Genomic DNA, 22,871 nt, shown 5'->3' on the forward strand with positions numbered 1-22,871 from the left:
CGATCCGCTGCGGGCAGCCCACTCAACCGCCGTTGAGTGAGACTGTACACGAATCGCTCAACGACTGTAGAGTGAAGCGATGACCGAGACCTCCCGCGACGCCAGACGCGCCCGTACCGCACAGCGGATCCTCGTCGCCGCACGGCAGGAGTTCGCGACCCGCGGCTTCGAGGGCGCGACGATCCGGGGCATCGCCGGCGCGGCGGGCGTGGACGCTTCGCTGGTGATGCAGCACTACGGCTCGAAGGCGGCCCTGTTCACCGCCGCCGTTCAGCTGCCCAGCGACGACGTCGAGAGCGCCGCCGAGCACCTGCTGGAGGTCCTCGCCAACCGGCTGCGCGAACTGCCCCCGGAGACGAGCGCACTCGTCCGGTCCATGCTCACGGTGCCCGAAGCCGCCGACACGATGCGGTCCTACCTCGACGAACGCGTCGACAACCTCGCCAGGTCACTGAAGGGTGACGACGCCCACCTGCGCGCCCTGATCACCGTGAGCGGCATCCTCGGCCTGACGATCACGCAGCACTTCCTGAAGTTGCGCGCCTTCGACGACGCCTCCCACGAAGAGTTGCTGCGGGCCACGCGCGGCTGGACCGAATATTTGTCCCGCGACTCGTAGGACCGGTCAGCAGCAGGCGATCATTGCCTGAGCCCGCGGCGATTCAGGCCACCTGGAAGTCCTTAGCCTGATTACGTCGGGAATCTTGAGATTGCCCGACCAATTTTTGCCAGATGTCGGTGTCGCGGAACAGCCACGGTACCCGAAGTGAACGGAGTGAAGTTGATGCACATCCGCAAATTACTCGTCCGAACAATGGCGGTGACAGCGACAGCCGGCCTGGTCGTCGGCCTCGCGGCCAGCCAGGCGGCGGCCCGCGAAGGGCTGAGGCTCACCACGGTGTCCAATCCGAATCCGGCGCTGGTCAGCGGCGGTCAGGTGCTGCTACGGGCCACGCTGCCCGACGACAGATCCAGCGTCCGGATCACCGAGAACGGGCAGGACGTCACCTCGGCGTTCCACACCCAGCCGGACGGCTCGCTGCTCGGCCTGGTCACCGGCCTGCGGGACGGCCGCAACACGGTCACGGCGACCACCGGCGGCGAGCACGCCACGCTGCAGGTGGTGAACCACTCGATCACCGGCCCGGTGTTCTCCGGGCCGCAGCAGGTGCCGTTCTACTGCCAGACGACCGCTTTCGGCCTCGCGCCCGCGGTGATGCCGCTGTGCAGCGCACCAACAGTGGTCAGCTACGTCTACCGGAACACGGCGGGCGCGTTCGCTCCGCTGGCCGACCCGGCCGGCCGTCCGGCTGACCTGGCCGCGGCGAAGGTCGGTGGGCGTTCCGTGCCGTACGTCGTCCGTGTCGAGACGGGCACCATCGACCGGGCCGTCTACCAGATGGCGGCCCTCTACGATGGCCGTGATCCGTCGCCGTTCACGCCGAACACCAGCTGGAACGATCGATTGGTTTATACCTTTGGTGGCGGTTGCAACGCCGGCTACCATCAAGGAGCCTCCACCGCCGGCGTGCTGAACGACCTGTTCCTGGCACAGGGCTATGCGGTCACGTCGTCCAGCCTGAACGTGCTGGACAACAACTGCTCCTCGATCATCTCGGCGGAGGCCGCGATGATGGTCAAGGAACACTTCATCGACACCTACGGCCCGGTCGCACACACCATCGGCTGGGGCGGATCCGGCGGTGCCATCCAGCAGTACGACATCGCCGACGCCTACCCGGGCATTCTGGACGGCATCGTGCCCGATGTCACGTTCACCGATCCGTCGACCACGCTCGATCCGGTCGTCGACTGCCGGTTGCTGGACAACTTCTTCGCCGGAGCCGGATCGTCGTTCACTGCGGCACAGCGGACGGCCGTCGCCGGGTTCCGTGACTACGACAGCTGCGTCTCGTGGGACGCGGCGTTTGCCAACAGGGTGACCGCGACCGACAGTTGTAACGCCGCGATTCCGGTGTCGGCCACGTGGGATCCGGTGATCAACCCAAACGGTGTCCGGTGCAACGCCGACGAGCAGCTGGTCAACCAGTTGGGCCGGGATCCGCGCACCGGGTTCGTACGGAGCACGCTGGACAACGTGGGTGTCCAGTACGGGCTCGCGGCGTTGAAGGCCGGTCAGATCTCGGCGGCCCAGTTCGTGGCTCTCAACGCCGGCATCGGTGGTCTCGACTACACGGGCAAGCCGCAGACGGCTCGGACAGCAGCCGATCCTCGGGCCGTGCGGACCGCGTATGCCGACGACCTGGTCAACAGCGCCGGCCTCGGGCTTCGGACCACGCCGATCATCGACCAGCGCGTCGACCTCGATCTGGCCGGCTTCGGCAACGAGGCCGACAACATCCACACCATGGAATGGTCGTTCGCGATGCGGCAACGCTTGTTGGCGGCCAATGGCACAGCCGCCAACCAGGTGATCATCGAGAGCGGTGCAGCGATGGACCAGTCCGCGGCTGTTACCGGGTACGAGCTGAACGCGATGGACCGCTGGTTGACTGCGATCGATGCCGATCACTCGGACCACGGCCAGGCGGCGAAGGTCATCGCCGACAAACCGGTCGGCCTGGGTGACGGTTGCTACCTGTCCGCGACACAGCGGATCCTCGCCCCGGTCACCGATCCTGCCACCGGTCCGTGCGCGGCGACGTATCCGGTCGCGTCCAATCCGCGGCAGGTCGCCGGAGAGCCGAAGGCGATGAACGTACTGACGTGCTCGCTGCAGCCGATCAACTGGGCTGACTACACGGTGACGTTCACGGCGGCCGAGCAGGCGCAGTTGCGGTCCGCGTTCCCGCGCGGTGTCTGCAACTACCGTGACCCCGGCGTCGGGCAGCGTGAGCCGCGCGGGACCTGGCTCAGTTACTGAGCGCTCTGATTAAGCCTCAATCCGTGGAGTTGGTGGCTGGTCGTTCGGCGTGCTGACGGAGAAAGTGCCTTCCGTGCAAGGAGAATCAAGGTTCTCGAGGCCTTGAGTACCCCTATGACGGAAGGCACTTTCGGTGCAACTATCTCACGACTGGTCCCGGGCTGCTGCCCTGCGGTTCGATGAGGAGAACCTCGTGTCGTGTGCGGGGCTGGTGCCGGTGATGGCTTTGGCCGAGCAGGCCGGGCTGTCGGAGCTGGTGTCGGACAAGGTCGCGATCAACGAGGCGGTGGTGGCCTCGGCCGGGGTGAACCCGGCGGGCAAGATCACCTCGATCGTCGCGGGAATGGCGTGCGGGGCGGACAGCATCGACGATCTGAACCTGATCCGCTCTGGCGGGATGCCGCGACTGTTTCGCGCGGTGTATGCCCCGGCCACGTTGGGTCAGTTCCTGCGCGAGTTCACCCATGGCCACAGCCTGCAGCTGGCCTCGGTCGCGCGGGCGCACCTGGTCAACCTTGTGCGGCGCAGCGGGTTGCTGCCGGGGATCGAAACCCAGGCATATGTGGATATCGATTCGCTGCTGCGCCCGGTCTATGGGCATGCCAAGCAGGGCGCCAGCTTCGGTCACACCAAGATCGCCGGAAAGCAGGTGCTACGCCGAGGCCTCTCACCTCTGGTCACCACCATCTCCACCACCGGCGGGGCGCCGGTGGTGGCCGGGATCCGGCTGCGCGCCGGGAAAGCCGGCTCCGGCAAGAACGCCGCGTCGATGGCGGCCGAGGCGATCCGCACCGCCCGCGACGCCGGGGCGACCGGCGACATCCTCCTGCGTGGGGACTCGGCCTACGGCAGCAGCGCCGTGGTCGCTGCCTGCGTGAAGGCCGGGGGCGATTCTCGGTGGTGCTCACCAAGACCCGCCCGGTCAACGCCGCGATCGCCGCCATCGGCGACGACGGGTGGACACCGGTGCACTATCCCGGCGCCGTCACCGACCCCGACACAGGTGAGCTGATCTCCGACGCCGAGGTCGCCGAAATGCAATTCACCGCGTTCACCTCCACCAAACACCCGGTCACCGCACGGCTGATCGTGCGCCGGGTACGCGACCGCGCGAAGACCGACGAACTGTTCCCGGTCTGGCGCCACCACCCCTTTTTCACCAACAGCGACGAGCTCACCGTCGAGGCCGACCTCACCCACCGCCGGCACGCGATCATCGAGACCGTGTTCGCCGATCTGATCGACGGCCCGCTGGCGCACCTGCCCTCCGGCCTGTTCGCCGCCAACAGTGTGTGGGCGATCTGCGCAGCCATCACCCACAACCTGCTCCGCGCCGCCGGCACCCTCGCCAGCAACCGGCACGGCCACGCCCGCGGAGCCACCCTCCGCCGCCAGATCGTGGCCGTTCCTGTCCGGCTGGCCCGACCCCAACGCCGCCCAGCGCTGCACCTGCCCGCGCACTGGCCCTGGGCCGAACCATGGATCTCACTCTGGGACGAGGTATTCCCCGCCGCGGCCGGGCCGCCAGCAGCGGCCTGACCCGACCACCGCCCACCAGGGCCCGACCGGAGACCACCACACCGACAAAGCTGGGACAGACCATCAGATCAACCCTGCCTAACCACACCCACAAGATCAACAAGCGCAGGCGAAGATCAACAGACAAACCCGTCCACGGATTGAGGCTAAGACCTCGCTGCGTCAACGCCTGCTGGCCCGCGCACGGGAAAGCTGGCCGCAACTGACCACCGTCCAGGTGCGTTACCACGGCGCGTTCGCCTACGTCACCGGCGAACTCGCCGATGGGACCACGTTGCCGCTGTTCCGGTTGCGCTACAACGGGTCCGCCAGCAGCTGGGGGTTCGCCATCTACCGTGCCAGCCACGAGGACTACGAAAACTCGATCCTGCCCAGCGGCTATCCCTTCGGCACACCACAAGAAGCACTCGACTGCGCCTGCGGGCTCTACCTCAACGACACCACGGCCTGGCAACCCCCGACGAACTAACGGGCGCGACCACTAACTTGAGTTTTAACCTCTGAGTGGTCGGCGGGTACCCCTGTTGATCATGGATGAAGCCCTTGGTTGATCATTCCTCTTGCGACAGTGGAAGATCGAACCAAGGGCTTCAGTTGATCAGTGTGCACCACGCTGGCGATGCCGGTGTGTCCGGGCAGTTGTCGGTGTTGCGGCAGGAGTTCTATCGATGCCTGACCCGTCGGGCGGATGCGTTGTTCGAACTCACCGACGCGGTGTTGTGCGCTGACGGGCCGGTTCGGTCGGTCGCGGAGCTGTCGCTGGTCGGTGAGCATCGCCGCGGCCATGGCAGCGGTTATGCAGCACTGGCGCGCGGAGAAGTGAACGTCGACCGGTTACGCACCACGCTGGCCTCGGTGCCGCTGCCGCGTGCCGCGGATGGGCGACTGGTGCTGGCGGTGGACGTGACCTGCTGGCTGCGCCCGGAAGCACACACCTGCCCGCAGCGAACCTTGTGTCACACCTACGGCCGCGGCAAGGACCAGCACATCATGGTGCCCGGCTGGCCCTACTCGGTGATCGTGGCGTTGGAGACCGGCCGCAGTTCGTGGACCGCGCCGCTGGACGCGGTCCGGCTCACACCCGGCGACAACGCCGCGAGCGTGACCGCCCGCCAGGTCCGCGGTGTAGTGGACCGGTTGATCACCGCCGGGCACTGGGCACCGGGAGACCCGGACATCCTGCTGGTCGCCGACGCCGGCTACGACGGGCCCCGACTGGCGCATGTGCTGGCCGACCTGCCGATCACGGTGCTGACGCGGATGCGCTCGGACCGGGTCCTACACCGTCCTGTTCCCTCATCGGCCGGCGCGCCGGCCACGAGGGGCAGGCCCCGCCGACACGGCGGCGAGTTCGCCTTCGGTGACCCCGCCACCTGGGACGAACCCGACATCGTCACCGAGACCACCACCCGGCTTTACGGTCCCGCGCTGATCCGGGCCTGGGACCGGCTGCACCCACGCCTGACCCACCGCATCGCCTGGGCCAGCCACGACGGCGCGCTACCCATCCTGGAAGGCACCGTGATCCGGCTACAGGTCCAGCGTTTGCCCTCCGGCGCGACCCCGAAACCGGTGTGGCTCTGGCACTCCCGCACCAGCCTCGACCACACCGAAGTCGACTTGGCCTGGCAGGCATTCCTGCGCCGCTTCGACATCGAGCACACCTTCCGCATGCTCAAACAAACCCTCGGCTGGACCACTCCGAAACTCCGCACACCCGAGCAGGCCGACCGTTGGACCTGGCTGCTGCTCACCGCCTACACCCAACTCCGCCTCGCCCGCGACCTCACCACAGATCTGCGCCGCCCCTGGGAGAAACCCCGCCCCACCCAGCGACTCAGCCCTGCACGAGTCCGCCGAGGATTTCGGAACCTGCGCCCACAACTGGCCTGTCCCGCCCGCGTCCCGAAACCCACCCGACCCGGCCCCGGACGCCCCGCCGGACAGCCCAACCACCAGCCCACACCCCGACACGACGTCCACACCGCCACCAGCACCAACAAACAGAAAGCCAAGCGCAGCAACAAGACCAAGTCCACCAACCCACGACCCCGCCGAACAGGTTAAAACTCAAGCTAAGGGATGTCTCGTAACTGGTGTTGTGGTTGGCGGGGCTGGTGTTGCGGTCAGTCGATGAGGAGGATGTTGTGCAGGTGCGCGATTCCGGAGACCGTGTCGGCGAGTGTGCTCGCCGCGCGGCGGTAGTCGCGGAGGATCTTGAAGTTCTTCATCCGAGACAGGACGTGCTCGACGCGGGCGCGGATCTTGCGGTGGGTGGCGTTGAGGTCTTCTTGCCAGTCCGGCAACTCGCTGCCGTCACGGGGTTTGCGGTACGGCATGACCACCTCGGGATTACCTTGGTAACCACCATCGGCCATCACCGGCCGACCGGCGAGCTGTTCAGCGATGCCGCAGGCGCGGTACACGGTGCAGTCGTTGCGGCTGCCCGGTCGCGGGTCACCGGTGGCGATCACCAGCCGGGTCTCGGCATCGATCGCGACCTGCACATTAGCCGAATAGCGGTAGTTCTTCGACGGGGTCGCCAGCCGATGAGCCCGCGTGGGGACCAGGGTGCCGTCCACGATCGCGACCGCATCGACCCGGCGTTTGCGGACCGGGGCCAGGGCCAGCAGCGGACCGATCGTGTCGATCACCCGGTGCGCCGCGGAATGCGACACCCCGAACAGCGGCCCGATCTGGCGCATCGTCAGGTTCGTCCGCCAATACGTGGCGACCAGCAAGACGCGGTCTTCCAGCGGCAACGCCCACTGCCGGCCCGGACGGCCGTCCGCGATCTCGTCTCCGCCCCGCCTTGCGACCAGCCGCACGAGCTTGCGGAACTGGCCCGGCTCCAGCCCGGTGAACGGGGCAATCCACTCCGGCCGCGACGCTGTGATCACCTGCACCACACCGACATGATCGACTACCGGCCCGGCCAGCCCGACACCGGGTTACGAGACATCCCTTAGGTCACTTGCTCCCAGTCTGTCCCGGTCGCAGCCGACCTCCCTCGGCGACCCAGTCTTTGCCGGGAACCTGGCGATCACAGTTCTTCGGCTTCGAACCGAAGTGCCCGATCGGCGCTGTCGACCAGGTCGGCAAAGGTGATCACCTGGACTCGGCTCAGGTGGGCGTTGTACGAACGAATGGTCTGTTCAACCTGCTCACGCGTGATGTTGTCGGTTTCGGATAGATCGGGGTGGCCGATGATGACCGTTCCCCTGGCGCGCCGGTAGTCGTACTCCAGGCCGAGTTCGTTGCGATGGTATGTCCCCATGGCGGCGCCTAGCTCGTCGATCCCGCGGAGGTAGTTCATGCATTGCCCGACAGCGGCGTGGACGTCGTTTGAAACGATCAGGTGGTTCCGCTGCGCCTTGACCAGCCTATGGCCAGGGCGCTTTAACTCAATGATGTGGATGCTGCGGTCGGCGCAGACGAGCGGGATGTCGTGCTCGTCGAGAGCGAAACCGTCACGCCGTTCTAAGACACCGGTGTACTGGCCGCCGAAAAGCCAGTACTTCCGCCCGATCATCTTCTGAATTTCGTTCTCCGTCGTGTCCGGGTTCAAGACGAGGTCGCGGAGTTCTGCGACGGTCTGCCGACGTCGATGGATCACGTCGAGGTCGACCGCTACGCGGCCGGCATCGGTGGTGCTCAAACCAGCGACCACGACGCTGAGGTCGTCGCGCTCGGCCAGTCTGCGTCCCAGTTCCGCCGCCTGGATGTTGCCTTGTCGGCGTGCTTCCCGGATACCTTCGATGCGTGCGGTGATCTTGGCAGCGAACGAAGCGAACCCCATTGCCGAGTCCGGCTCGCGGACGGTCACGTCTGGCGGAGCGGTCGAGGTCAGGAAGCAAACCGCATCGTACATCTCGTCGTTCAACAAGCGTCGAAAAAAGTCGCGGAGCCGGTCCTGAAGCGACTGGGGAGGTCCAGCTGGGGCGAAGGTGCTCAACACGGTTTGTCGCGGTTGGACGAGCTCTATTATTTCCCGCCCCTCTTGGAGGAGTAAAAGTTGCCCTACAGCGGGCTTCAATGCCCGCACCGTCTCTTGCTCGAACGTTCTGGCGACATTGGCGCCGGCCGCGACCATGTCGTCCATCCTGTTACCGATGTTTTCCTGATGGAGCTGAACATTAGCTTGATGTCGATCACGGCTACGGGCATGTCCGCCTCGAGAACGACGATGTCCCATGGCCGGCCTGGATTCTGATACGCCCCAGGGAGGGGTAGCGGGTGACCGGCGTGGATGGTGGTGGGGTCGATGCCGGCGCGGACCAGTTCCTCGGTGACTGCCTCGATGATTGCCCGGTAGGCGGAGGAGATGGCTCTGGACGAGGGACTGTCCTTCGCCCCCCAGAATTTGTGGATGGCGGCTTCGGCAGGGTGCGTCGGCACAAGTCCCCCTCGGCGTTGATCGCATCTGTCGACCAACATCTTGCCTGAACGCCCGAACCGTCGGGCGATGGACGCACCGGAGGATTGTGATACAAGCGGCGGGCTTGTTTGCTGGCGCACACCCGCGCTCCGGTCCAACGTCCTTGGCTCGTTCGTCCGGCCAGTGCGGCGGCTGTGGCGCGTGTCGGCACGCCCTCGCCTACCTACCCGCCTAGGGCCTGTATCGAAGTTGGCTCCGGCAGGTGGAGCTGGAGTTGGCCGTGCTGGGCGTGTCGGCGGCCGAAATAGGTGAGGTCTCCGGTAATTGGTTCGTCGACCAAGAAGAACCTGAACACCGGAGACCTCGTGGACACCCTAGCGGTGGCGGGGCGGTTCGACCTGACAGACGCTCAGTGGGCAGCGCTAGAGCCGTTGCTGCCCGAGCCGAAGCGGCCTGGTCGACCGTCGATGTGGACCAAGCGGCAGCTGATCGACGCGATCCGGTGGCGGGTGCGTGCCGGTGCGCCATGGCGCGACATCCCCGCTGGATATGGCTCGTGGGCTGCGGCCGGCGTATGGGCTGTTTCGGCGGTGGCAGCGTGATGGCACCTGGAAGCGGATATTGACCGCATTGCAGGCGTTGGCCGAGGCGGCGGGGCGGATCGTCTGGGACGTGAGCGTGGACTCCACGATCACTCGGGCGCATCAGCATGCCGCAGGTGCGCGTAAAAAGGGGATCTGCAGGCTGAGTCGCCAGGCGGGGTGAGCGCCGAGCCGGACGATCATGCATTGGGCCGGTCCCGCGGTGGGTGGACAACGAAGCTGCATCTGGGCTGTGAGCAGGGGCAGAAGCCGTTATCGATCGTGCTGACCGCCGGGCAGCGTGGTGACAGCCCACAGTTCATTCCCGTCCTGCGTGGTATCCGGGTGCCCCGGCTGACCGGTGGTGGGCGGCCGCGCACACGACCGGACCGGGTTCTGGCGGACAAGGCCTACACCTCCAAAGCCAACCGGACTCACCTGCGCAAACGTGGGATCAAGGCGACAATTCCGAGCAAGGCTGACCAGGACGCGCACCGCAAGGCCAAAGGGTCGAAGGGCGGCCGGCCACCGGCCTTCGACCCCGAAACCTACAAGCAGCGTCACGCCGTGGAGTGCGGCATCAACCGGCTCAAACGCCACCGCGCCGTGGCCACCCGCTACGACAAACTCGCCGTCCGCTACGAAGCCACCATCCACATCGCAGCTATCGACGAATGGCTCTGACCGACTTCGATACAGGCCGTAGCTGAGGATTGGGGTGGGGTGCAGGCGGACCTCGGCGCCGAGGTCTTCCGAGCTGCGGCCGCGGCGAGCGCACTGCTCGCGCAGCCACCGGCGGCTGATACCGGAGGGTGGCTCGCTCGGGTCCCGCAGCGGAATGTCGTAGGCAGTGGCGAGCGTGGTAATGCGGCGCCGGTTGACCCCGTAGCGGACGGCAAGAGCGGAGATGGACCAGCCGCGGTCGACGTAGAGGTCCCGGAATGTCTCGACGGTCAGCTGGGCGCGCAGCTGCTCGCCGACGTCGTGGTAGCTGCGGGTGTCGCGGGGGTGGTGCGCGAGCAGGTACCGGGCGGAGGTCGAGCGTCATGCCCGCCTGCGAGGCAGCCTGGCCCAGCGGGAGGGGCTGCGCGGAGCAGATCCGTCAGCGATTGCCGGGGCAGCGTGCCGGGGTCCGGGCCGGGTAGGTCGAGACCGGTGGCGAGGTCGCGCGGTGGTTGCCAGCTCACGGGTTCGTTGATGGCGTGATCGGCGAGGAACTCGGCGGCGACCAGGTGGAGTTCGGCGGCCAGGCGGGCGGTGAGCAGAACCGGCAAGTCCGCGAAGGCCTCGCGCTGGTCCTTGGTGCGCGGCGCGTAGTGCTCGGGTGCGGTGGAAGCGGGTCTGCCGCTGAGGGCCTCGAACAACAGGCAGCGCATGGAGCGCAGCGTGGTGGTTCGGCGGAATCCGGTGTGGGCCAGCAGCGTCTCCCAGCGGGGTTCGGGCAGCAGATCCGTGCAGTCGAGTGCACGGCGGCGTGCGTAGTCGATCGGGGTGCCGTGCCGATCGAGGTGGCGGGCGATGCGGGCCAGTGCGGCGCGCTGGGCGTTCCACGCCGCGGTCTCGACCAGCAGCCGCCGGCGTACCTCCCAGGGCAGGTTCGCCACCCGCACCGTGCGTCCACTCCGATCGCGCGCTAGCAACTGGCCGCCACGGCCGTGCTGGTCAATCACCAGCGGGTCGGCGATCTGCGCGTAGCGTCCCGACGATCGTGCCTGCTCGACCACCTCGGCACGATCACACCGCACGTACGCAGCGACCTCCGCGGCGACCGCGGCCGGCACGTACACCGTGCGACCCGATCCGCCCTTCGCGGTCGCGGCCGACAATTCAAACGGCCGGTACGTCACCCCGTTGCGTGCCAGCGGAAACTCGGCCACGGTCAGCGCAGACTGTTCGCCCAGCCGCAGGCCCGTGCGGATCATCAGGTCGCAGAACACGGCGTTTCGTGAGCTCCATCGACCTCGGAAATCCGCGCGCGGCGGGCCGTCTGTGTCGAACCCTCGGACGCCGATGTCGCGCCAGAGGCGGTAGTCCGCGATCGGGATCCACGGCACGCGAGCCGGGCCGATGTCACGCGAGTACGTCGCCGGGCGCTGTTCGTCCACAGTCGACCGGGACGCCCAACCGGCACCAGCGGCGCCCGGCCGACGCCAGCTCTGCGGGACCGGGCTGACCTCTACGTACCCGGCTGCGATAGCCCAGCGGTAGAACTGGTTCACCGCCGCCAGCTCCCGGTTCCACGTCGATCCCGACACGCGTGGTCCCTGCTGGTCGTGGCGGCGCCAGTGCAGGTAGGCCAGGTGGTCCTCTTCCTGCGCCTGATTCCAGCGTCTCCGAGCTCGGGCGGACCACAGGAAGGTCAGGAACGCGGCCAGGTCCCGCGCATAGCCATGCTGAGTCCGCTCCGCCAGAGACCGCATCCGCGCGCTGGCGAAGAAGCCGTTCAGCCGGACGTCGTACTCGAACTCGGGCGACAACACGAACGGCGCACCCGCCACCATCGGCGCCGACCGGAGCCACCCGGCCCAGCCGACGCCCACCCGGTGACCCCCGACAGAAGTCTCGTCCATCTGCGCGGGCGTCGTGCATACCCGCCATCGTTCCAACATCGTCATCAGATCGACGATGGTGCGGTCAGTGACCGCCTACACACAAGTTGAACGCCACGACAAGACACCACACCACACCACGCCAGGGTCGCTGTGGGAAGTCAGCGAGAACAGTTCGAACACCAGAACGACAGCTGTCCCGATCGTGGGCCGTGAACGTCGTCCTGTCAACTCGTCGTGGTCACCGACAATGCCAGGTGAGACCAGTGAAACGCGATCGAGGCGGGCTTCGTGCGTGGAGCGGGCGCGAGTGGTTGAATGCCGGGCGGGGATAGGCCGAATAGTTGATCTTTGGGACGTTGGCGTGAGCTGAAGGAGGAGGTCGAGTGGCGGCCACGGAGGATAAACCGGACTTGACGGATGCAACGACGTACGCCGCGAAGGGCAGCAAGCTGGGGGATCGCTGGCATGTCCTGGCCGACGGCGAGACCGTCCACTACCAACGAGCTGACGGCACGTTCGCTCCGCGCCTCGACAAGAACGACCGGGTGCTCACGATCGTCACGGCAGCAGACTTGCGCCGCGGCGTGGACAGCTGGGAGCAAGTCCCACGCGAGGAGTAGTTCCGCGTGTAGGCAGCGGATTCCAGGGAGACTCGGCGAGCTGGTGGAATTCGGGAGGAGCGGGGGCTGGTGAGAGCGGACCGGACGCGACGATGCCGGACTTGGCCAGGTCGCCGTCGAGCGACATTGACACGCGTTCCGACTTGTAGGGTCGCGGGCGTGATCATCCGGACGGGATGAACGTCGTCCTCCCCGACGCAGCGGCCGCGATCGACGCGTGGCAGGCTGCGCTGATCGGGCACCGCGATGGCGGAGAGCCGACCGCCCTGCTGATCGCCGACGTCGAGACGGGCATCCGTGAGCTCCTTTTGCCCGATCCGGGGTTGCCGGACTCGGCGCGCTTCGCATCGGCGAAGCGTGCGTTCGCACTGGCAGGTCCGCGTCGCGACTCTGAGTGCGCCCCGGGTGCTCGGGTGTGAGTCAAGTCGATCAATCCGGCGCATGGCTGAAGCCGCTGCACCTGCATCGGAGGTCGTTGTACTACCAGTTGGGCTAGATCCGTGCGATCACCGGTCTTGACCTCGACGACCTTCGGCGAGGTGACGGGTGTAGGCAGGTCATTTGAACCGGGGGAACAGGTGGGTGGCGTTGGTGCGCTCGACCGCGATGAGGTCCTCAGACCCGAATCCGCGAGTAGCGTGAGTGATGATCACCCGCGAGGTAGATGATCATGTTCGGATGTCGTTTCCCGCTGTAGGGCAAGAGAAAATGACCGATTGTCGCATCGGGTGGGCAGGGACTTCCACAGGTCCCTGGCGTGATGGCTGGTCGTGTCGGATGGTGTGCGCGTAGTCAGTCGGGACGCGGCAGCGCCTGGATCCGGGTCAGCACGGCGGTCAGGAGTTGCGGTCCCGGTGGCAGGCGTAGCTCGATGTTTCTGGCGTGGTGGGTGACGCGCCCGGGGACACCGAACAGCTCACGGCGGAGTCGGGCGATGGTGCGTCGGCCGCAGGTGCGACGAGAGGCGCGACCCGAACTGGCGCTTCGAGTCGAGTGCGAGGTTAAGGACGTTGCCGAAGCCGAACACAAGGTCAGGCCGACGACAACTCCGATGGCCACCGTTACGACGTGAACGACAGAAGCCGCATCCAAACTGACCGAGTGGACATAGCCGCAGGCCGGGTCATCGAGTTCCACCTGCTTCGGCGCAGGGTCACCCGTGGGTGTGTCTCGGGTGGGGATGCCTCGTTCGCGCAGCTTGTTCAGCACAGTGGCGTGGTTGACACCCACGTGATCACCGACTCGCGCCAGGGACCAGCCGAGCTTGTGGAGGTGGATGGCCTCGTCGACCTGCTCAGGCGATAGACCGCGGCGACGCATCTTCTTGACCTCCGCCGTTAGCGTCAGCGGGCCTCAACGGCGCCCATTTCAGCGTTTGATGACAGGGAGCGTCACAGAACTCGGACGTAGTGCGCCTCGGTGCACGTGGTTGACAGCAACGACCATGTCGGACTCGAGCGCATGAGCGACGATGCCGCCGGTGTTCGGGTTGCGGTCGTAGCGGGGAAAGCTGCTGCTGGAGATCTCGATCGCGACACGGTGGCCCGGGAGGAACACGTTCGACGTCGCGATCATGTCGATCTTTACGCGGTAAACCTCGCCAGGCGTCATCAGGCGGGGTTCGGAAAGGGATTCGCGATATCGCATGCGTTGGATGCCTTCGCAGAGGATGATCGCCCGGCCGTCGGGATGAATGTCGACGAGCTTCGCCGTGAAGTCCGTGTCCACCGCCGAAGAACTGACGCAGAGAGTCGCCGAGACGGGCCCAGTGACCTCGAGTGGTTCGTCAAGGACGTCGGTGGTGAACACCAGGACGTCGTCTCGGTTGTGGACCGGTCGCTGATCTGCGGGCCCGTCGACCTCACCCGAAAGGGCAGTGAGGCCGCCAAGCGACGGCACCGGGCGCCGGGGATCGTACAGATAGGTGTCGGTGGCCGGGCTCGCCGGTGTCGCGGTGGCGAGCCGGCCGGCGCCTGCTGCTGTGTTGGCGGGGCCGTCGCCGTCCAGGTAGTACTCGATGTAGGTGGTGTCGGGCAGAGGCCAGTCCTGCTCCTCGCGCCACTCGTCAACACCCATGACGAACAGGCGCACCGGCGCTCGCCCGTCGAGGGCGTCCGTGCGGCCCCTGAGCCACCGGTCGAAGAAGGCGACGTAGTCGTCGGTCAGCATCGCAGCTGCGGCGCCGGCGGTAGGGCCGAAGTCGCGACCCGGGTAGTACCCGAAGATGCCCGTGCCGCTGTGACTCCACGGCCCGATGATGAGCCGCTGGCCCGTGCGCGCCGCGGCCGATCCGCCTCGGTTCTTCATTTCGGTGTAGGCGTGCAGTGTCTCGCCGCAGAACAGGTCGTACCAGCCGCCGATGTTCAGGGCCGGCGTCGTGATCGATTCCGCGTGGTCGAGGGGGGCCAGGTTCTCCCAGATCTTGTCCCGATCAGGGTGGCTGAGCACGGTGTCGACGGTCCACGGCAGGTACTTGGCCACGTGCGGCAGGTCGGCGACCGGCGTGGCAGCCTGCTTGGGCCGCGAATCCTTGAGGTCATTCAGGAGATGTGCGAGGTCGCTCGGGTCGCCGGAGCCCTGCACGAGGGCACGGCTGACCTCGGCGAGGCTCACCATCGTCGACCAGGTGCGGACGATGCTGAGCGAAAGTGCGCCGCCCGGTGAGTACCACGGCGCGCGGTAGAAGTCCGCCGAAGCGATGGCGGGCGCGATGGCCTTCAGCCCCGTCACCCCGCTCGCCGCCGCCTGCCACTGGGCGAAGCCCATGTAGGAGTAGCCGAACATCCCCACGTTGCCGTCGCACCACTCCTGGTCGGCCAGCCAGGCAACGGTGTCGGCCCCGTCGGAGCCGTCGCTTTCGTGCGGTACGAACCCGCCGCCCGACCCGAACCTTCCCCGGCAGTCCTGCAGCACGACCGCGTAGCCGTTCTCCACCAATTGGGAGATGTCCGCGATGATGGGCAGGCGCGACTGCTCGCGACCGTAGGGCGTGCGCAGCAGCAGCGCCGGTACCGGTTCCGCAGAATCAGGACGATAGATGTTCATGGCGAGCGCGACGCCGTCCCGCATGGTCACGAACTCGTCGGTGGACACGCTGTAGTTCATCGTTCTTCTCCAAGTGGCCCGGGAGTTCGGACGGTTCCGGGTGGCTCCGCTAGATGAGGGAACTGATGATCATGTCTGACAGAACGCCGGTTCTTTCCACGTGCTCGCTTTCTTCGAGCAGACCTGTCGAGAGGAACGAGATACCGAGATCGCGGTCGGGGTCGACCCAGCATCCGGACGACCCGGCTCCGAAGCCGCCGAACGCCCGTGGGGAGGCGAGGACGCCGAACCGGCACTGGCAGGGACGCTCGTGCTTTCCCTGGACGTGGAACCCGAGACCAAGGTTGGCCGGGGTCGGCAGCCAGTCTCTCGACGGGAGGATGCTGTCCCACACCATGTTGCGCAGCGAGCCGGTGAAGTTTCTGGTGGAGTACTCGAGCATCGCCGGCGAGAGGAGCCGAACGCCGTCGTACTCGCCGCCGCGGCGAAGCATCTCGGTGAACCGGTGCAGGTCCTTGATCGTGGTGAACATGGCGCCCGCCGGGATCTCGATGCCTGGCGTGGCAAAGAGCTCGCCCACCTGTTCCAGGATCGCCGCCATCATGGTGGTGTCCCGCTTGGCCATCCGGACCGGACATACCCGATCGGCCAGATCAGGACGGAGACCGAGGCTGGTCTCGTGCATACCGAGCGGTCGAAGCACGTCGTCGTCCAGCATGGCGGCGAAGTTCCGGCCGTCGCCCGCGACACGCAGGCACATCGCGGCGATCACCGACTCCGCGACGATCATCGAGTAGCTGACGCTCTCACCCGCGGTCCCCGCCATCGGAAGGTCGCACACGTGGCTCGTGAGCTGCTCGATGCTGCCCAGCACGTCGGGTGCGACCGGCGGCATCGCCTGCGGCAGGCCCGCAGTGTGAGTCAGCAGGTGTGCGAGGTTCACGGTCGCTTTGCCCTGCTGCGCGAACTCCGGCAGGACTTCGGCGACGGGACTGTGCAGGCGCAGCAGCCCGCGTTCCACCAGATTGAGGACGAGAACGTTGACGATGGCCTTCGAAACCGACATCGTCAGGAACACCGCGTCCCGTTTGAGGGGGCGACCGAACGCTTTGTCCTGGTAGCCGCCGACGAAATCCAGGACGACATCGCCCCGGAAGGAGACCATCATGGCGGCGCCGTGGATGCGGCCAGACTCGATGTCGTCGCGCAGGGCGCTGCTGACGCGGTTCAGGCGTTCCGGGTCGTAGCCGCTGGTCGTCGGGCGGGAAACCGTCACCGTCATGGGAAGTCCTCTTCGTCGAGTGCCGGCGTTCCGGTGGGGTGTCTCTACTTTTCCCGCCGGTCCGGGGCCTCGGCCACCCCCGAACAGGGGTGCCGTGATGACGCGCGGGTAGAGGAGGCCGAGGTCGCCTCAGGACATGTCACGATCGGCGACTTCTCGCTCGCGCTGACCTGCGTTGCGCACGACAGTTGTTGCTGCTCGTACGAAATCCGCGACGGCGCGGGACCGCGGCGCCGTCGGCCACGCGAGGGTGAATGTGGTCGCCGGGAGGTCGACGACGGGGAGGTAGGCGACGTGGCGCCGAGGATGTCGCTGCGCGACCGACAGGGGAGGGAACCACACGATCGCGCCGAGCTCGACGAGGTGGAAGATCTTGGCGAGATCCAGCGGCTGGTCCTTGGAGCCGGCGGTGTCCTCGGGCCCCATCGGCGCCGGGCCGCTCTGCAATCCGGCAGCGGCGAACAACTCCGCGGTCACGCCGTGGTCGGCCGGAGAGCCGTCCGGCTGCACCCGGCCCGCCAGATCGATCAGCCGCAACCGCGTCCGTGCCGCCAGCGGATCGTTCGCCGCTAGTGCGACCACTCGCTCCTCGGTCACGAGGGGCTCGAGGTCGAACCCCGAGTCGTCGAACGGCGTCGGTATCAGCGCGACGTCGGCCCTGCCCGTGCGTAGTGCCAGCACCTGATCGCCCCGGCCGCCGAGGACGAGGTCGACCGGCAAGGCATCATCGGTCGATCGATAGGCGTCGAGGAGATCCGGAAGGAGACCGGCGTCGTAGTCCGCCTTCAGCGCGATCCGCAACACCGGCGACTCGCGCCCGGCGTTGCGGGCCCGGTGCGCGGCAGCCGCGACGGCGTCCAACAGGTTGCGCGCGTCCTCCAGGAGTATAATGCCGGCCCGGGTGAGGGCCACGTGACGCCGGGACCGTTCGAAGAGCTGAACCCCGAGCTGGCGCTCCAGCTCCCGGATGGCTCGCGAGAGCGGCGGCTGAGCGATGCCGAGGCGCGCGGCCGCGCGGCTGAAATTCAGCTCCTCCGCGACGGCCACGAAGTAGCGCAACTGCCGCATCTCCGGGTCTTTCATACCGTGAGGGTATCACTCGGGTACCGAATTGATCCTTCAGTTTTCGTTTCGCGCACCTTTCACTGAAGGCCGAACGATTTCCGGCCTGGCGCGGTCGATGCGCCGGCTTCGACAGAAGGCATCGAGAATGATCGTCGTCACCACACCGACAGGACTCATCGGACACCAGGTCGTCGGACGGCTCCTGGAGGCGGGCGCCCCGGTGCGGGTGATCGCTCGCGACCCTTCGCGACTCCCCGAAGCCGTTCGTGCGCAGGTCGAGGTGTTTCCCGGGTCCCACGGCGACCGTGCGGTGCTGGACGAGGCGTTCTCCGGCGCTTCGTCCGTGTTCTGGCTCGTGCCACCTGATCCGCGCGCAACCAGCGTCCACGCGGCTTTCGTCGACTTCACGCGCCCGGCGGTGGACACCTGGGTCGCGCACGGGGTCCCTCGGGTCGTCGGGATCTCCGCGTTGGGCCGGGGGACGCCGGTGGCCGCACAAGCCGGCTACGTCACGGGCTCTCTCGCCATGGACGACCTCATCGCCGGCAGTGGTGTCTCGTACCGAGCCTTGGTGTGCCCGACCTTTATGGACAACGTGACGCGCCAAGCCACGCTGATCCGAGAGCAGGGAGTCTTCACGACGCCGCTTCCGGGCGAGGACAAGCGACCTACCTGCGCCACGCGCGACATCGCCGCCGTGGCGGCGACGCTGCTGCTCGCGGAGGGCTGGAGTGGTGTCGAAGAGGTGCCCGTTCTGGGCCCGGAGGATCTTTCGTACGACGAAATGGCACGGATCGCCGGTGACGTGACGGAGCGACCCATCCGGTACCAGCAGACGTCCGCCGAGGCGTACCGGGCGACGATGATCGAAGCCGGTCTGTCGGACGCCATGGCACAGGGAATGGTGGACATGGCACTCGCAAAGGCAAGTGGACTGGACAATGGTGTGACCCGGTCGGCGGCGTACTCGACTCCCGCCACCTTCCGGGAATGGTGTGCGGACACGTTGCGGCCGCTCGTGCTCGGGCACCCACCGGCGCAACACGGTTCGGCGCCGGTAGCGCGTGAGCGAGAACGGCGATGAACCGCGCACTGCCTCACCCGCCGACGAACTCGGGCACCGAGTCGAACGTCCTGCGCGCCGAATTGCGTCGCCTTCAGACGTCGGTTCCCATCACGTTTGGTGGCGACGTCGATCGCGGCCAGCTGTCCATCACAGAATTGTGCGGTACTCGTACGTTCGGATTGCGAAACCTCGCGGTACCGGCCGGGCTGGGCCTCGGCGGCCGCGTCGTGAAGCAGCGTCGTCCGGCGATCGTCGACGACTACGGCGAATCCATCGAGATCACCCACGACTTCGATGGCCCGGTGTTGCGGGAGGGGATCTCGTCGGTGGTCGCCGTTCCCGTCGTCTACGGTGACTCTGTACGTGCCGTGCTGTATGGAGCCGTTCGCGGGCGGGTCAGGCTGGGCAACCGGACGCTCGACACGATCATCACGTCCGCGCGCAGGATCACGAACGAGCTGCGTGTCGCCGATCTCGTCGAGGAGCGGCTCCGCCAGATGATGTCCTTGCCCGGGGCAGGTGGCTCAGCGCCGCAGATGTCGTTGGCGGCTCTGCGTGACGTCCACGCCGAACTTCGCGCACTATCGTCCACAGTGGACGATTTGACCACCCGTGACAGGCTGCACGGCATTTCTGATCGACTGTTGGCCATCAGCCGGGATGCGCCGGCGCCGACGGCTGCACCGCGACTGTCACGACGAGAGACCGATGTGCTCAGCCAGGTGGCACTCGGATTGACCAATGCAGAGATCGCGGAGCGTCTGTTCCTCCTTCCGGAAACAGTGAAGAGTTACCTGCGCAGCGCGAGCAACAAACTCCAGACGCACACCCGCCTGGAAGCCGTGACCGCCGCTCGCCGCGCCGGAATCCTTCTCTAGCAAGCTCGGTGACCACCCCTGACCGGGGGTAGGCATCGGACCCCGTCCTCCACAAGGATCGTGCAACATCCCCGTCGATTACGCCGAAGGAGAAGGAACATGACCAGCTCGCAGGAATCCAGGGCAGTCGTCAAGGAACTGTTCGACGCGATGGCAGTCGGTGACGGCCAGAAGATCGACGCGCTGCTCGCCGACGACATCGTCTGGGACTTCCCCGGCAACTTCGCCTTCTCGGGGACGCATGTCGGAAAGACAGCCGTGTTCACCGATCTCATCGGTGCCATCGACGCGCTGTACTCACCCGAGGGGCGGGCCCTCGATGTGCAGGCCATCATCGCCGACGGCCACCTCGTGGCCGCGGAATACATCGGACACAACGTCGGCAAGGACGGGAAGAAGTACGAGAACCTGTATGCCTGGTTCCTCGAAATCGCCGATGGCAGGGTGCGCAGGATCCGTACCTACACCGACACCCTGCACATCCACGAGGTCCTTTCCGAATCCTGACCGGGTGGACCACACAAAGGAGAGCTGTCGCCACATGGAGATCATCGATGCGCACCTGCATCTGCCGAGGCCCTGGTCGGAGTGGGAACACGGCGAGGAGTCGTTCCTCGACCTGCAGGCCGAGTTGCTGCTCGGGCAGATGGATGCCGCTGGCGTGGACGCCGCCGTTCTGATCAGCGATCCACACGTCGCGCCCGCCGACTGGTGCACCGCGGTGTCCACCCGGCATCCGAGCCGTGTCGCCACGGTGCTCCTGTTCGACGAGACCGCACCCGACATCGCCGACCAGGTGGCACATGCGCGTGAGGTGCCGGGCGTACTGGGCGTTCGCATCACCACGGCATGGCCGCCCAACAACGTCGACAGGCTCCGAGCGGGTGTGTACGAGGGCTTGCTGAAGGCAGCCGAAAAGGACGGTGTGCCGGTGTGCGTCCTGGGTACGGGTGACCTGCCCGACGTGGCAGCGGTGGCACGGGCTCATCCGTCATTGCCGCTGATCATCGACCATCTCGGACTGAACCAGCCGCCGTTCGTGCCGGCCGACGATCCGCCGTGGCACGATCTGGAGCAACTCCTGGAGCTCGCCGAGCTGCCGAACATTTCCGTCAAGATCTCGGGGGCGCCGACGCTGGCGCGCACGTCGTACCCGTACCCGGACATCTGGCCGTACCTGGCGCGGGTGATCGAGGCGTTCGGGGTCGACCGATGCATGTGGGGGACCGATCAGCATCGGGTGTTCGGACGCCTGCACGGCTTCGATCCGGTGCCGCGTTACCCCGGCTACCACTCCTACGCGCAGGGTCTGCACTATCTGCTCGACAGCGACCGACTGTCGGAGTCGGACAAGACCGCGCTGTTCGGCGGCACCGCGCGGCGAGTCCTCGGCTGGGCGGCCGCGCAGGCCCCGGCAGAGGCCGCGGACGTCCCTGGCTGACGACCAACGCGGTCATTCGGCGGCGGCCGACCGTCGGCTCCACGACGCGGGTGTGCCGCCTCCGTCGCCCTGTCATCTCTCACGCCGCGCCGAGGCGGGATATCCCGGAAGGGCCTGGACATGGCGTCCGTTCGGACACGGACCGACTATCGAATCACCTACGTAGTGCTCTGCGTCGGGGTGGCGGCGTTCGCGTTGCTCCAGTCGCTGGTCAACCCGGTGCTTCCCACCATCCAGGCCGAACTGCACACCGATCAGTCCACCGTGTCCTGGGTCCTGACGACATACCTGCTCTCGGCGTCGGTGTTCACCCCGATCACCGGCCGGATCGGGGACCGTGTCGGCAAGAACCGGATGCTCGTCGTGACCCTCGCTGGGCTTGCGGCCGGGTCGTTCCTGGCTGCCGTTTCCACCAGCATCAGCGTGCTGATCGTCGCCCGCGTGATCCAGGGGCTCGGGGGCGGTGTCCTGCCGCTGAGCTTCGCCATCATCCGCGACGAGTTCCCGAAGGCGCGGATTCCCGGAGCCGTGGGGACCATCAGCGCACTGGTCTCGGCGGGCGGCGGCATCGGGTTGATCCTGGCCGGACCAATCGTGGAGGTTCTCGGGTATCGATGGCTGTTCTGGATCCCGATGGTGATCACGACTGTCGCGGTCGTCGCCGCCGCCGTCGCCGTGCCCGCGTCACCCGGGAGGAGTGAGGTGAGCGTGAATCCCATGACGGCTCTGTTGATTTCGGGCGGGCTGGTGACACTCCTGCTCGGCGTCGTCCAAGGGGGGAGCTGGGGCTGGGCCTCGCCGCGGGTCCTGGGTCTCCTCGGAATCGGCATCGTGCTGCTGGTGGCCTGGGTCCTGGCGGAGTCCGCCAGTGCCCACCCGCTCATCGACATGAACATCATGCGCATCCCCACCGTCTGGACCGTCAATGTGGCAGCCCTGTTCGTCGGAATGGGGATGTACTCGATGTTCGCTGTGCTGCCGCCGTTACTGCAGACACCGAGGTCGACGGGATACGGATTCGGTGCCTCGGTCACCGTGTCCGGCATCATCCTGCTTCCCCAGACCGTCGGCAGCTTCGCCGGCGGCATCCTCGCCGGGCGGCTCACCGGCAAGGTGGGGTCGAAACCCCTCTTGGTCGTCGGCACCTGTCTGATGACGGCGAGCATGCTCGTCCTCGGCCTGGCTCACACGCGACTCTGGGCGGTACTGGTCGGCGGCGGACTGCTCGGGGTCGCGATCGGCCTTGCCTTCGCCGCCATGGCCACTCTTGTCGTCTCCGCCGTTCCGCTGAGCCAGACAGGCGTCGCGTCGGGGATGAACGCCAACATCCGCACCGTCGGCGGCGCGATGGGAACGGCGGTCGTCACTGCTGTGCTGACCGCCGGTCCGGGATCGGGTGGGCTGGGCTTCACGCGTGCGTTCTTCATTCTGGCGGCTGCCTCGGCCGCCGCCACGCTGGTCGCCATTCTGGTGTCCGTCTGCACGGACGTGGTCGATTCGAACGGCGCCCTCAATCGGGGGTAGGCGGCGCGGGTTCGGC

Annotated in this window: 18 protein-coding genes and 2 pseudogenes; 13 read left to right on the forward strand and 7 right to left on the reverse strand. The window is 66.9% G+C overall.

The window, feature by feature from the left end; genetic code table 11:
* The first annotated feature begins 79 nt into the window (after positions 1–79).
* From OG371_RS26425 to OG371_RS26445, 5 genes and pseudogenes are all read left to right on the forward strand, one after another.
* Positions 80–619: a TetR/AcrR family transcriptional regulator gene (locus OG371_RS26425; RefSeq protein WP_329057867.1), complete on the forward strand. Its 540-nt coding sequence runs from the start codon at positions 80–82 to the stop codon at positions 617–619.
* 195 nt (positions 620–814) lie between these two features.
* The gene (locus OG371_RS26430) at positions 815–2,884 is read left to right on the forward strand and encodes a DUF6351 family protein (protein WP_442875986.1); all 2,070 of its coding nucleotides are present in this window, start codon (positions 815–817) and stop codon (positions 2,882–2,884) included.
* A 133-nt stretch (positions 2,885–3,017) separates the two neighbouring features.
* Positions 3,018–4,423: pseudogene (locus OG371_RS26435) on the forward strand (IS1380 family transposase).
* Positions 4,424–4,640: 217 nt separating this feature from the next.
* Positions 4,641–4,892: a hypothetical protein gene (locus tag OG371_RS26440; protein WP_329057869.1), complete on the forward strand. Its 252-nt coding sequence runs from the start codon at positions 4,641–4,643 to the stop codon at positions 4,890–4,892.
* A 65-nt stretch (positions 4,893–4,957) separates the two neighbouring features.
* Positions 4,958–6,490, forward strand: coding sequence for an NF041680 family putative transposase (locus OG371_RS26445; RefSeq protein ID WP_329057870.1), 1,533 nt, complete (start codon positions 4,958–4,960; stop codon positions 6,488–6,490).
* A 59-nt stretch (positions 6,491–6,549) separates the two neighbouring features.
* Here OG371_RS26445 and OG371_RS26450 read toward each other — a convergent pair whose 3' ends face one another.
* Entirely contained in the window at positions 6,550–7,329 is a 780-nt protein-coding gene (locus tag OG371_RS26450) for a transposase family protein (protein WP_329073271.1), read from the reverse strand.
* Positions 7,330–7,466: 137 nt separating this feature from the next.
* A complete protein-coding gene (locus OG371_RS26455; RefSeq protein ID WP_329057872.1) occupies positions 7,467–8,525 on the reverse strand; it encodes a Shedu anti-phage system protein SduA domain-containing protein in 1,059 nt (352 codons plus the stop codon).
* 656 nt (positions 8,526–9,181) lie between these two features.
* Between OG371_RS26455 and OG371_RS26460 the strand changes: the two are divergent.
* Positions 9,182–10,066 (forward strand): annotated as a pseudogene (locus OG371_RS26460) (IS5 family transposase).
* Between the two features lie 269 nt (positions 10,067–10,335).
* Here the strand turns inward: OG371_RS26460 and OG371_RS26465 are convergent.
* Positions 10,336–11,997, reverse strand: coding sequence for a site-specific integrase (locus tag OG371_RS26465; protein WP_329057873.1), 1,662 nt, complete (start codon positions 11,995–11,997; stop codon positions 10,336–10,338).
* Positions 11,998–12,344: 347 nt separating this feature from the next.
* Here OG371_RS26465 and OG371_RS26470 point away from each other — a divergent pair, with 347 nt between their 5' ends.
* Positions 12,345–12,554 (forward strand): hypothetical protein, encoded by a 210-nt coding sequence (locus OG371_RS26470; RefSeq protein WP_329057874.1) that lies wholly within the window; start codon positions 12,345–12,347, stop codon positions 12,552–12,554.
* A gap of 176 nt (positions 12,555–12,730) precedes the next feature.
* The gene (locus tag OG371_RS26475) at positions 12,731–12,973 is read left to right on the forward strand and encodes a hypothetical protein (RefSeq protein ID WP_329057875.1); all 243 of its coding nucleotides are present in this window, start codon (positions 12,731–12,733) and stop codon (positions 12,971–12,973) included.
* Positions 12,974–13,346: 373 nt separating this feature from the next.
* Here the strand turns inward: OG371_RS26475 and OG371_RS26480 are convergent, their stop codons facing one another.
* The 4 genes from OG371_RS26480 to OG371_RS26495 all read right to left on the reverse strand — a co-directional run bounded on the left by OG371_RS26480 (position 13,347) and on the right by OG371_RS26495 (position 17,964).
* Complete coding sequence (locus OG371_RS26480) at positions 13,347–13,874, reverse strand: hypothetical protein (RefSeq protein WP_329057876.1); 528 nt, start codon at positions 13,872–13,874, stop codon at positions 13,347–13,349.
* Between the two features lie 48 nt (positions 13,875–13,922).
* Positions 13,923–15,659 carry a CocE/NonD family hydrolase gene (locus OG371_RS26485; RefSeq protein ID WP_329057877.1) on the reverse strand — a complete coding sequence of 579 codons (1,737 nt, stop codon included), beginning with the start codon at positions 15,657–15,659 and terminating at the stop codon, positions 13,923–13,925.
* Positions 15,660–15,708: 49 nt separating this feature from the next.
* Positions 15,709–16,881, reverse strand: a complete 1,173-nt coding sequence (locus tag OG371_RS26490; protein ID WP_329057878.1) for a serine hydrolase domain-containing protein — start codon at positions 16,879–16,881, stop codon at positions 15,709–15,711.
* Between the two features lie 129 nt (positions 16,882–17,010).
* A complete protein-coding gene (locus tag OG371_RS26495; protein WP_329057880.1) occupies positions 17,011–17,964 on the reverse strand; it encodes a LysR family transcriptional regulator in 954 nt (317 codons plus the stop codon).
* A gap of 127 nt (positions 17,965–18,091) precedes the next feature.
* Between OG371_RS26495 and OG371_RS26500 the strand changes: the two genes are divergently transcribed.
* From OG371_RS26500 to OG371_RS26520, 5 genes are all read left to right on the forward strand, one after another.
* Positions 18,092–19,030 (forward strand): NmrA family NAD(P)-binding protein, encoded by a 939-nt coding sequence (locus OG371_RS26500; protein ID WP_329057881.1) that lies wholly within the window; start codon positions 18,092–18,094, stop codon positions 19,028–19,030.
* On the forward strand, positions 19,027–19,890 hold the full coding sequence (locus tag OG371_RS26505; protein WP_329057882.1) for a LuxR C-terminal-related transcriptional regulator: 864 nt from the start codon (positions 19,027–19,029) through the stop codon (positions 19,888–19,890). Before OG371_RS26500 ends, OG371_RS26505 begins: the two co-directional genes overlap by 4 nt.
* A gap of 99 nt (positions 19,891–19,989) precedes the next feature.
* Positions 19,990–20,397, forward strand: coding sequence for a nuclear transport factor 2 family protein (locus OG371_RS26510; protein WP_329057883.1), 408 nt, complete (start codon positions 19,990–19,992; stop codon positions 20,395–20,397).
* Between the two features lie 34 nt (positions 20,398–20,431).
* On the forward strand, positions 20,432–21,331 hold the full coding sequence (locus tag OG371_RS26515) for an amidohydrolase family protein (protein ID WP_329057885.1): 900 nt from the start codon (positions 20,432–20,434) through the stop codon (positions 21,329–21,331).
* Between the two features lie 120 nt (positions 21,332–21,451).
* Positions 21,452–22,855 carry an MFS transporter gene (locus tag OG371_RS26520; protein WP_329057886.1) on the forward strand — a complete coding sequence of 468 codons (1,404 nt, stop codon included), beginning with the start codon at positions 21,452–21,454 and terminating at the stop codon, positions 22,853–22,855.
* The last annotated feature ends 16 nt before the right edge of the window (positions 22,856–22,871 follow it).

This window comes from Amycolatopsis sp. NBC_01480, from assembly GCF_036227205.1.
GTDB lineage: Bacteria > Actinomycetota > Actinomycetes > Mycobacteriales > Pseudonocardiaceae > Amycolatopsis.

Bases quoted from the DNA above. Each gene is read 5' to 3' on its own strand.
- OG371_RS26425 (WP_329057867.1), top strand. From the start codon at position 80: ATGACCGAGACCTCCCGCGACGCCAGACGCGCCCGTACCGCACAGCGG.
- OG371_RS26430 (WP_442875986.1), top strand. From the start codon at position 815: ATGGCGGTGACAGCGACAGCCGGCCTGGTCGTCGGCCTCGCGGCCAGC.
- OG371_RS26445 (WP_329057870.1), top strand. From the start codon at position 4,958: ATGAAGCCCTTGGTTGATCATTCCTCTTGCGACAGTGGAAGATCGAAC.
- OG371_RS26455 (WP_329057872.1), bottom strand. From the start codon at position 8,525: ATGGACGACATGGTCGCGGCCGGCGCCAATGTCGCCAGAACGTTCGAG.
- OG371_RS26465 (WP_329057873.1), bottom strand. From the start codon at position 11,997: ATGACGATGTTGGAACGATGGCGGGTATGCACGACGCCCGCGCAGATG.
- OG371_RS26475 (WP_329057875.1), top strand. From the start codon at position 12,731: ATGAACGTCGTCCTCCCCGACGCAGCGGCCGCGATCGACGCGTGGCAG.
- OG371_RS26480 (WP_329057876.1), bottom strand. From the start codon at position 13,874: ATGCGTCGCCGCGGTCTATCGCCTGAGCAGGTCGACGAGGCCATCCAC.
- OG371_RS26485 (WP_329057877.1), bottom strand. From the start codon at position 15,659: ATGAACTACAGCGTGTCCACCGACGAGTTCGTGACCATGCGGGACGGC.
- OG371_RS26490 (WP_329057878.1), bottom strand. From the start codon at position 16,881: ATGACGGTGACGGTTTCCCGCCCGACGACCAGCGGCTACGACCCGGAA.
- OG371_RS26495 (WP_329057880.1), bottom strand. From the start codon at position 17,964: ATGAAAGACCCGGAGATGCGGCAGTTGCGCTACTTCGTGGCCGTCGCG.
- OG371_RS26500 (WP_329057881.1), top strand. From the start codon at position 18,092: ATGATCGTCGTCACCACACCGACAGGACTCATCGGACACCAGGTCGTC.
- OG371_RS26505 (WP_329057882.1), top strand. From the start codon at position 19,027: ATGAACCGCGCACTGCCTCACCCGCCGACGAACTCGGGCACCGAGTCG.
- OG371_RS26510 (WP_329057883.1), top strand. From the start codon at position 19,990: ATGACCAGCTCGCAGGAATCCAGGGCAGTCGTCAAGGAACTGTTCGAC.
- OG371_RS26515 (WP_329057885.1), top strand. From the start codon at position 20,432: ATGGAGATCATCGATGCGCACCTGCATCTGCCGAGGCCCTGGTCGGAG.
- OG371_RS26520 (WP_329057886.1), top strand. From the start codon at position 21,452: ATGGCGTCCGTTCGGACACGGACCGACTATCGAATCACCTACGTAGTG.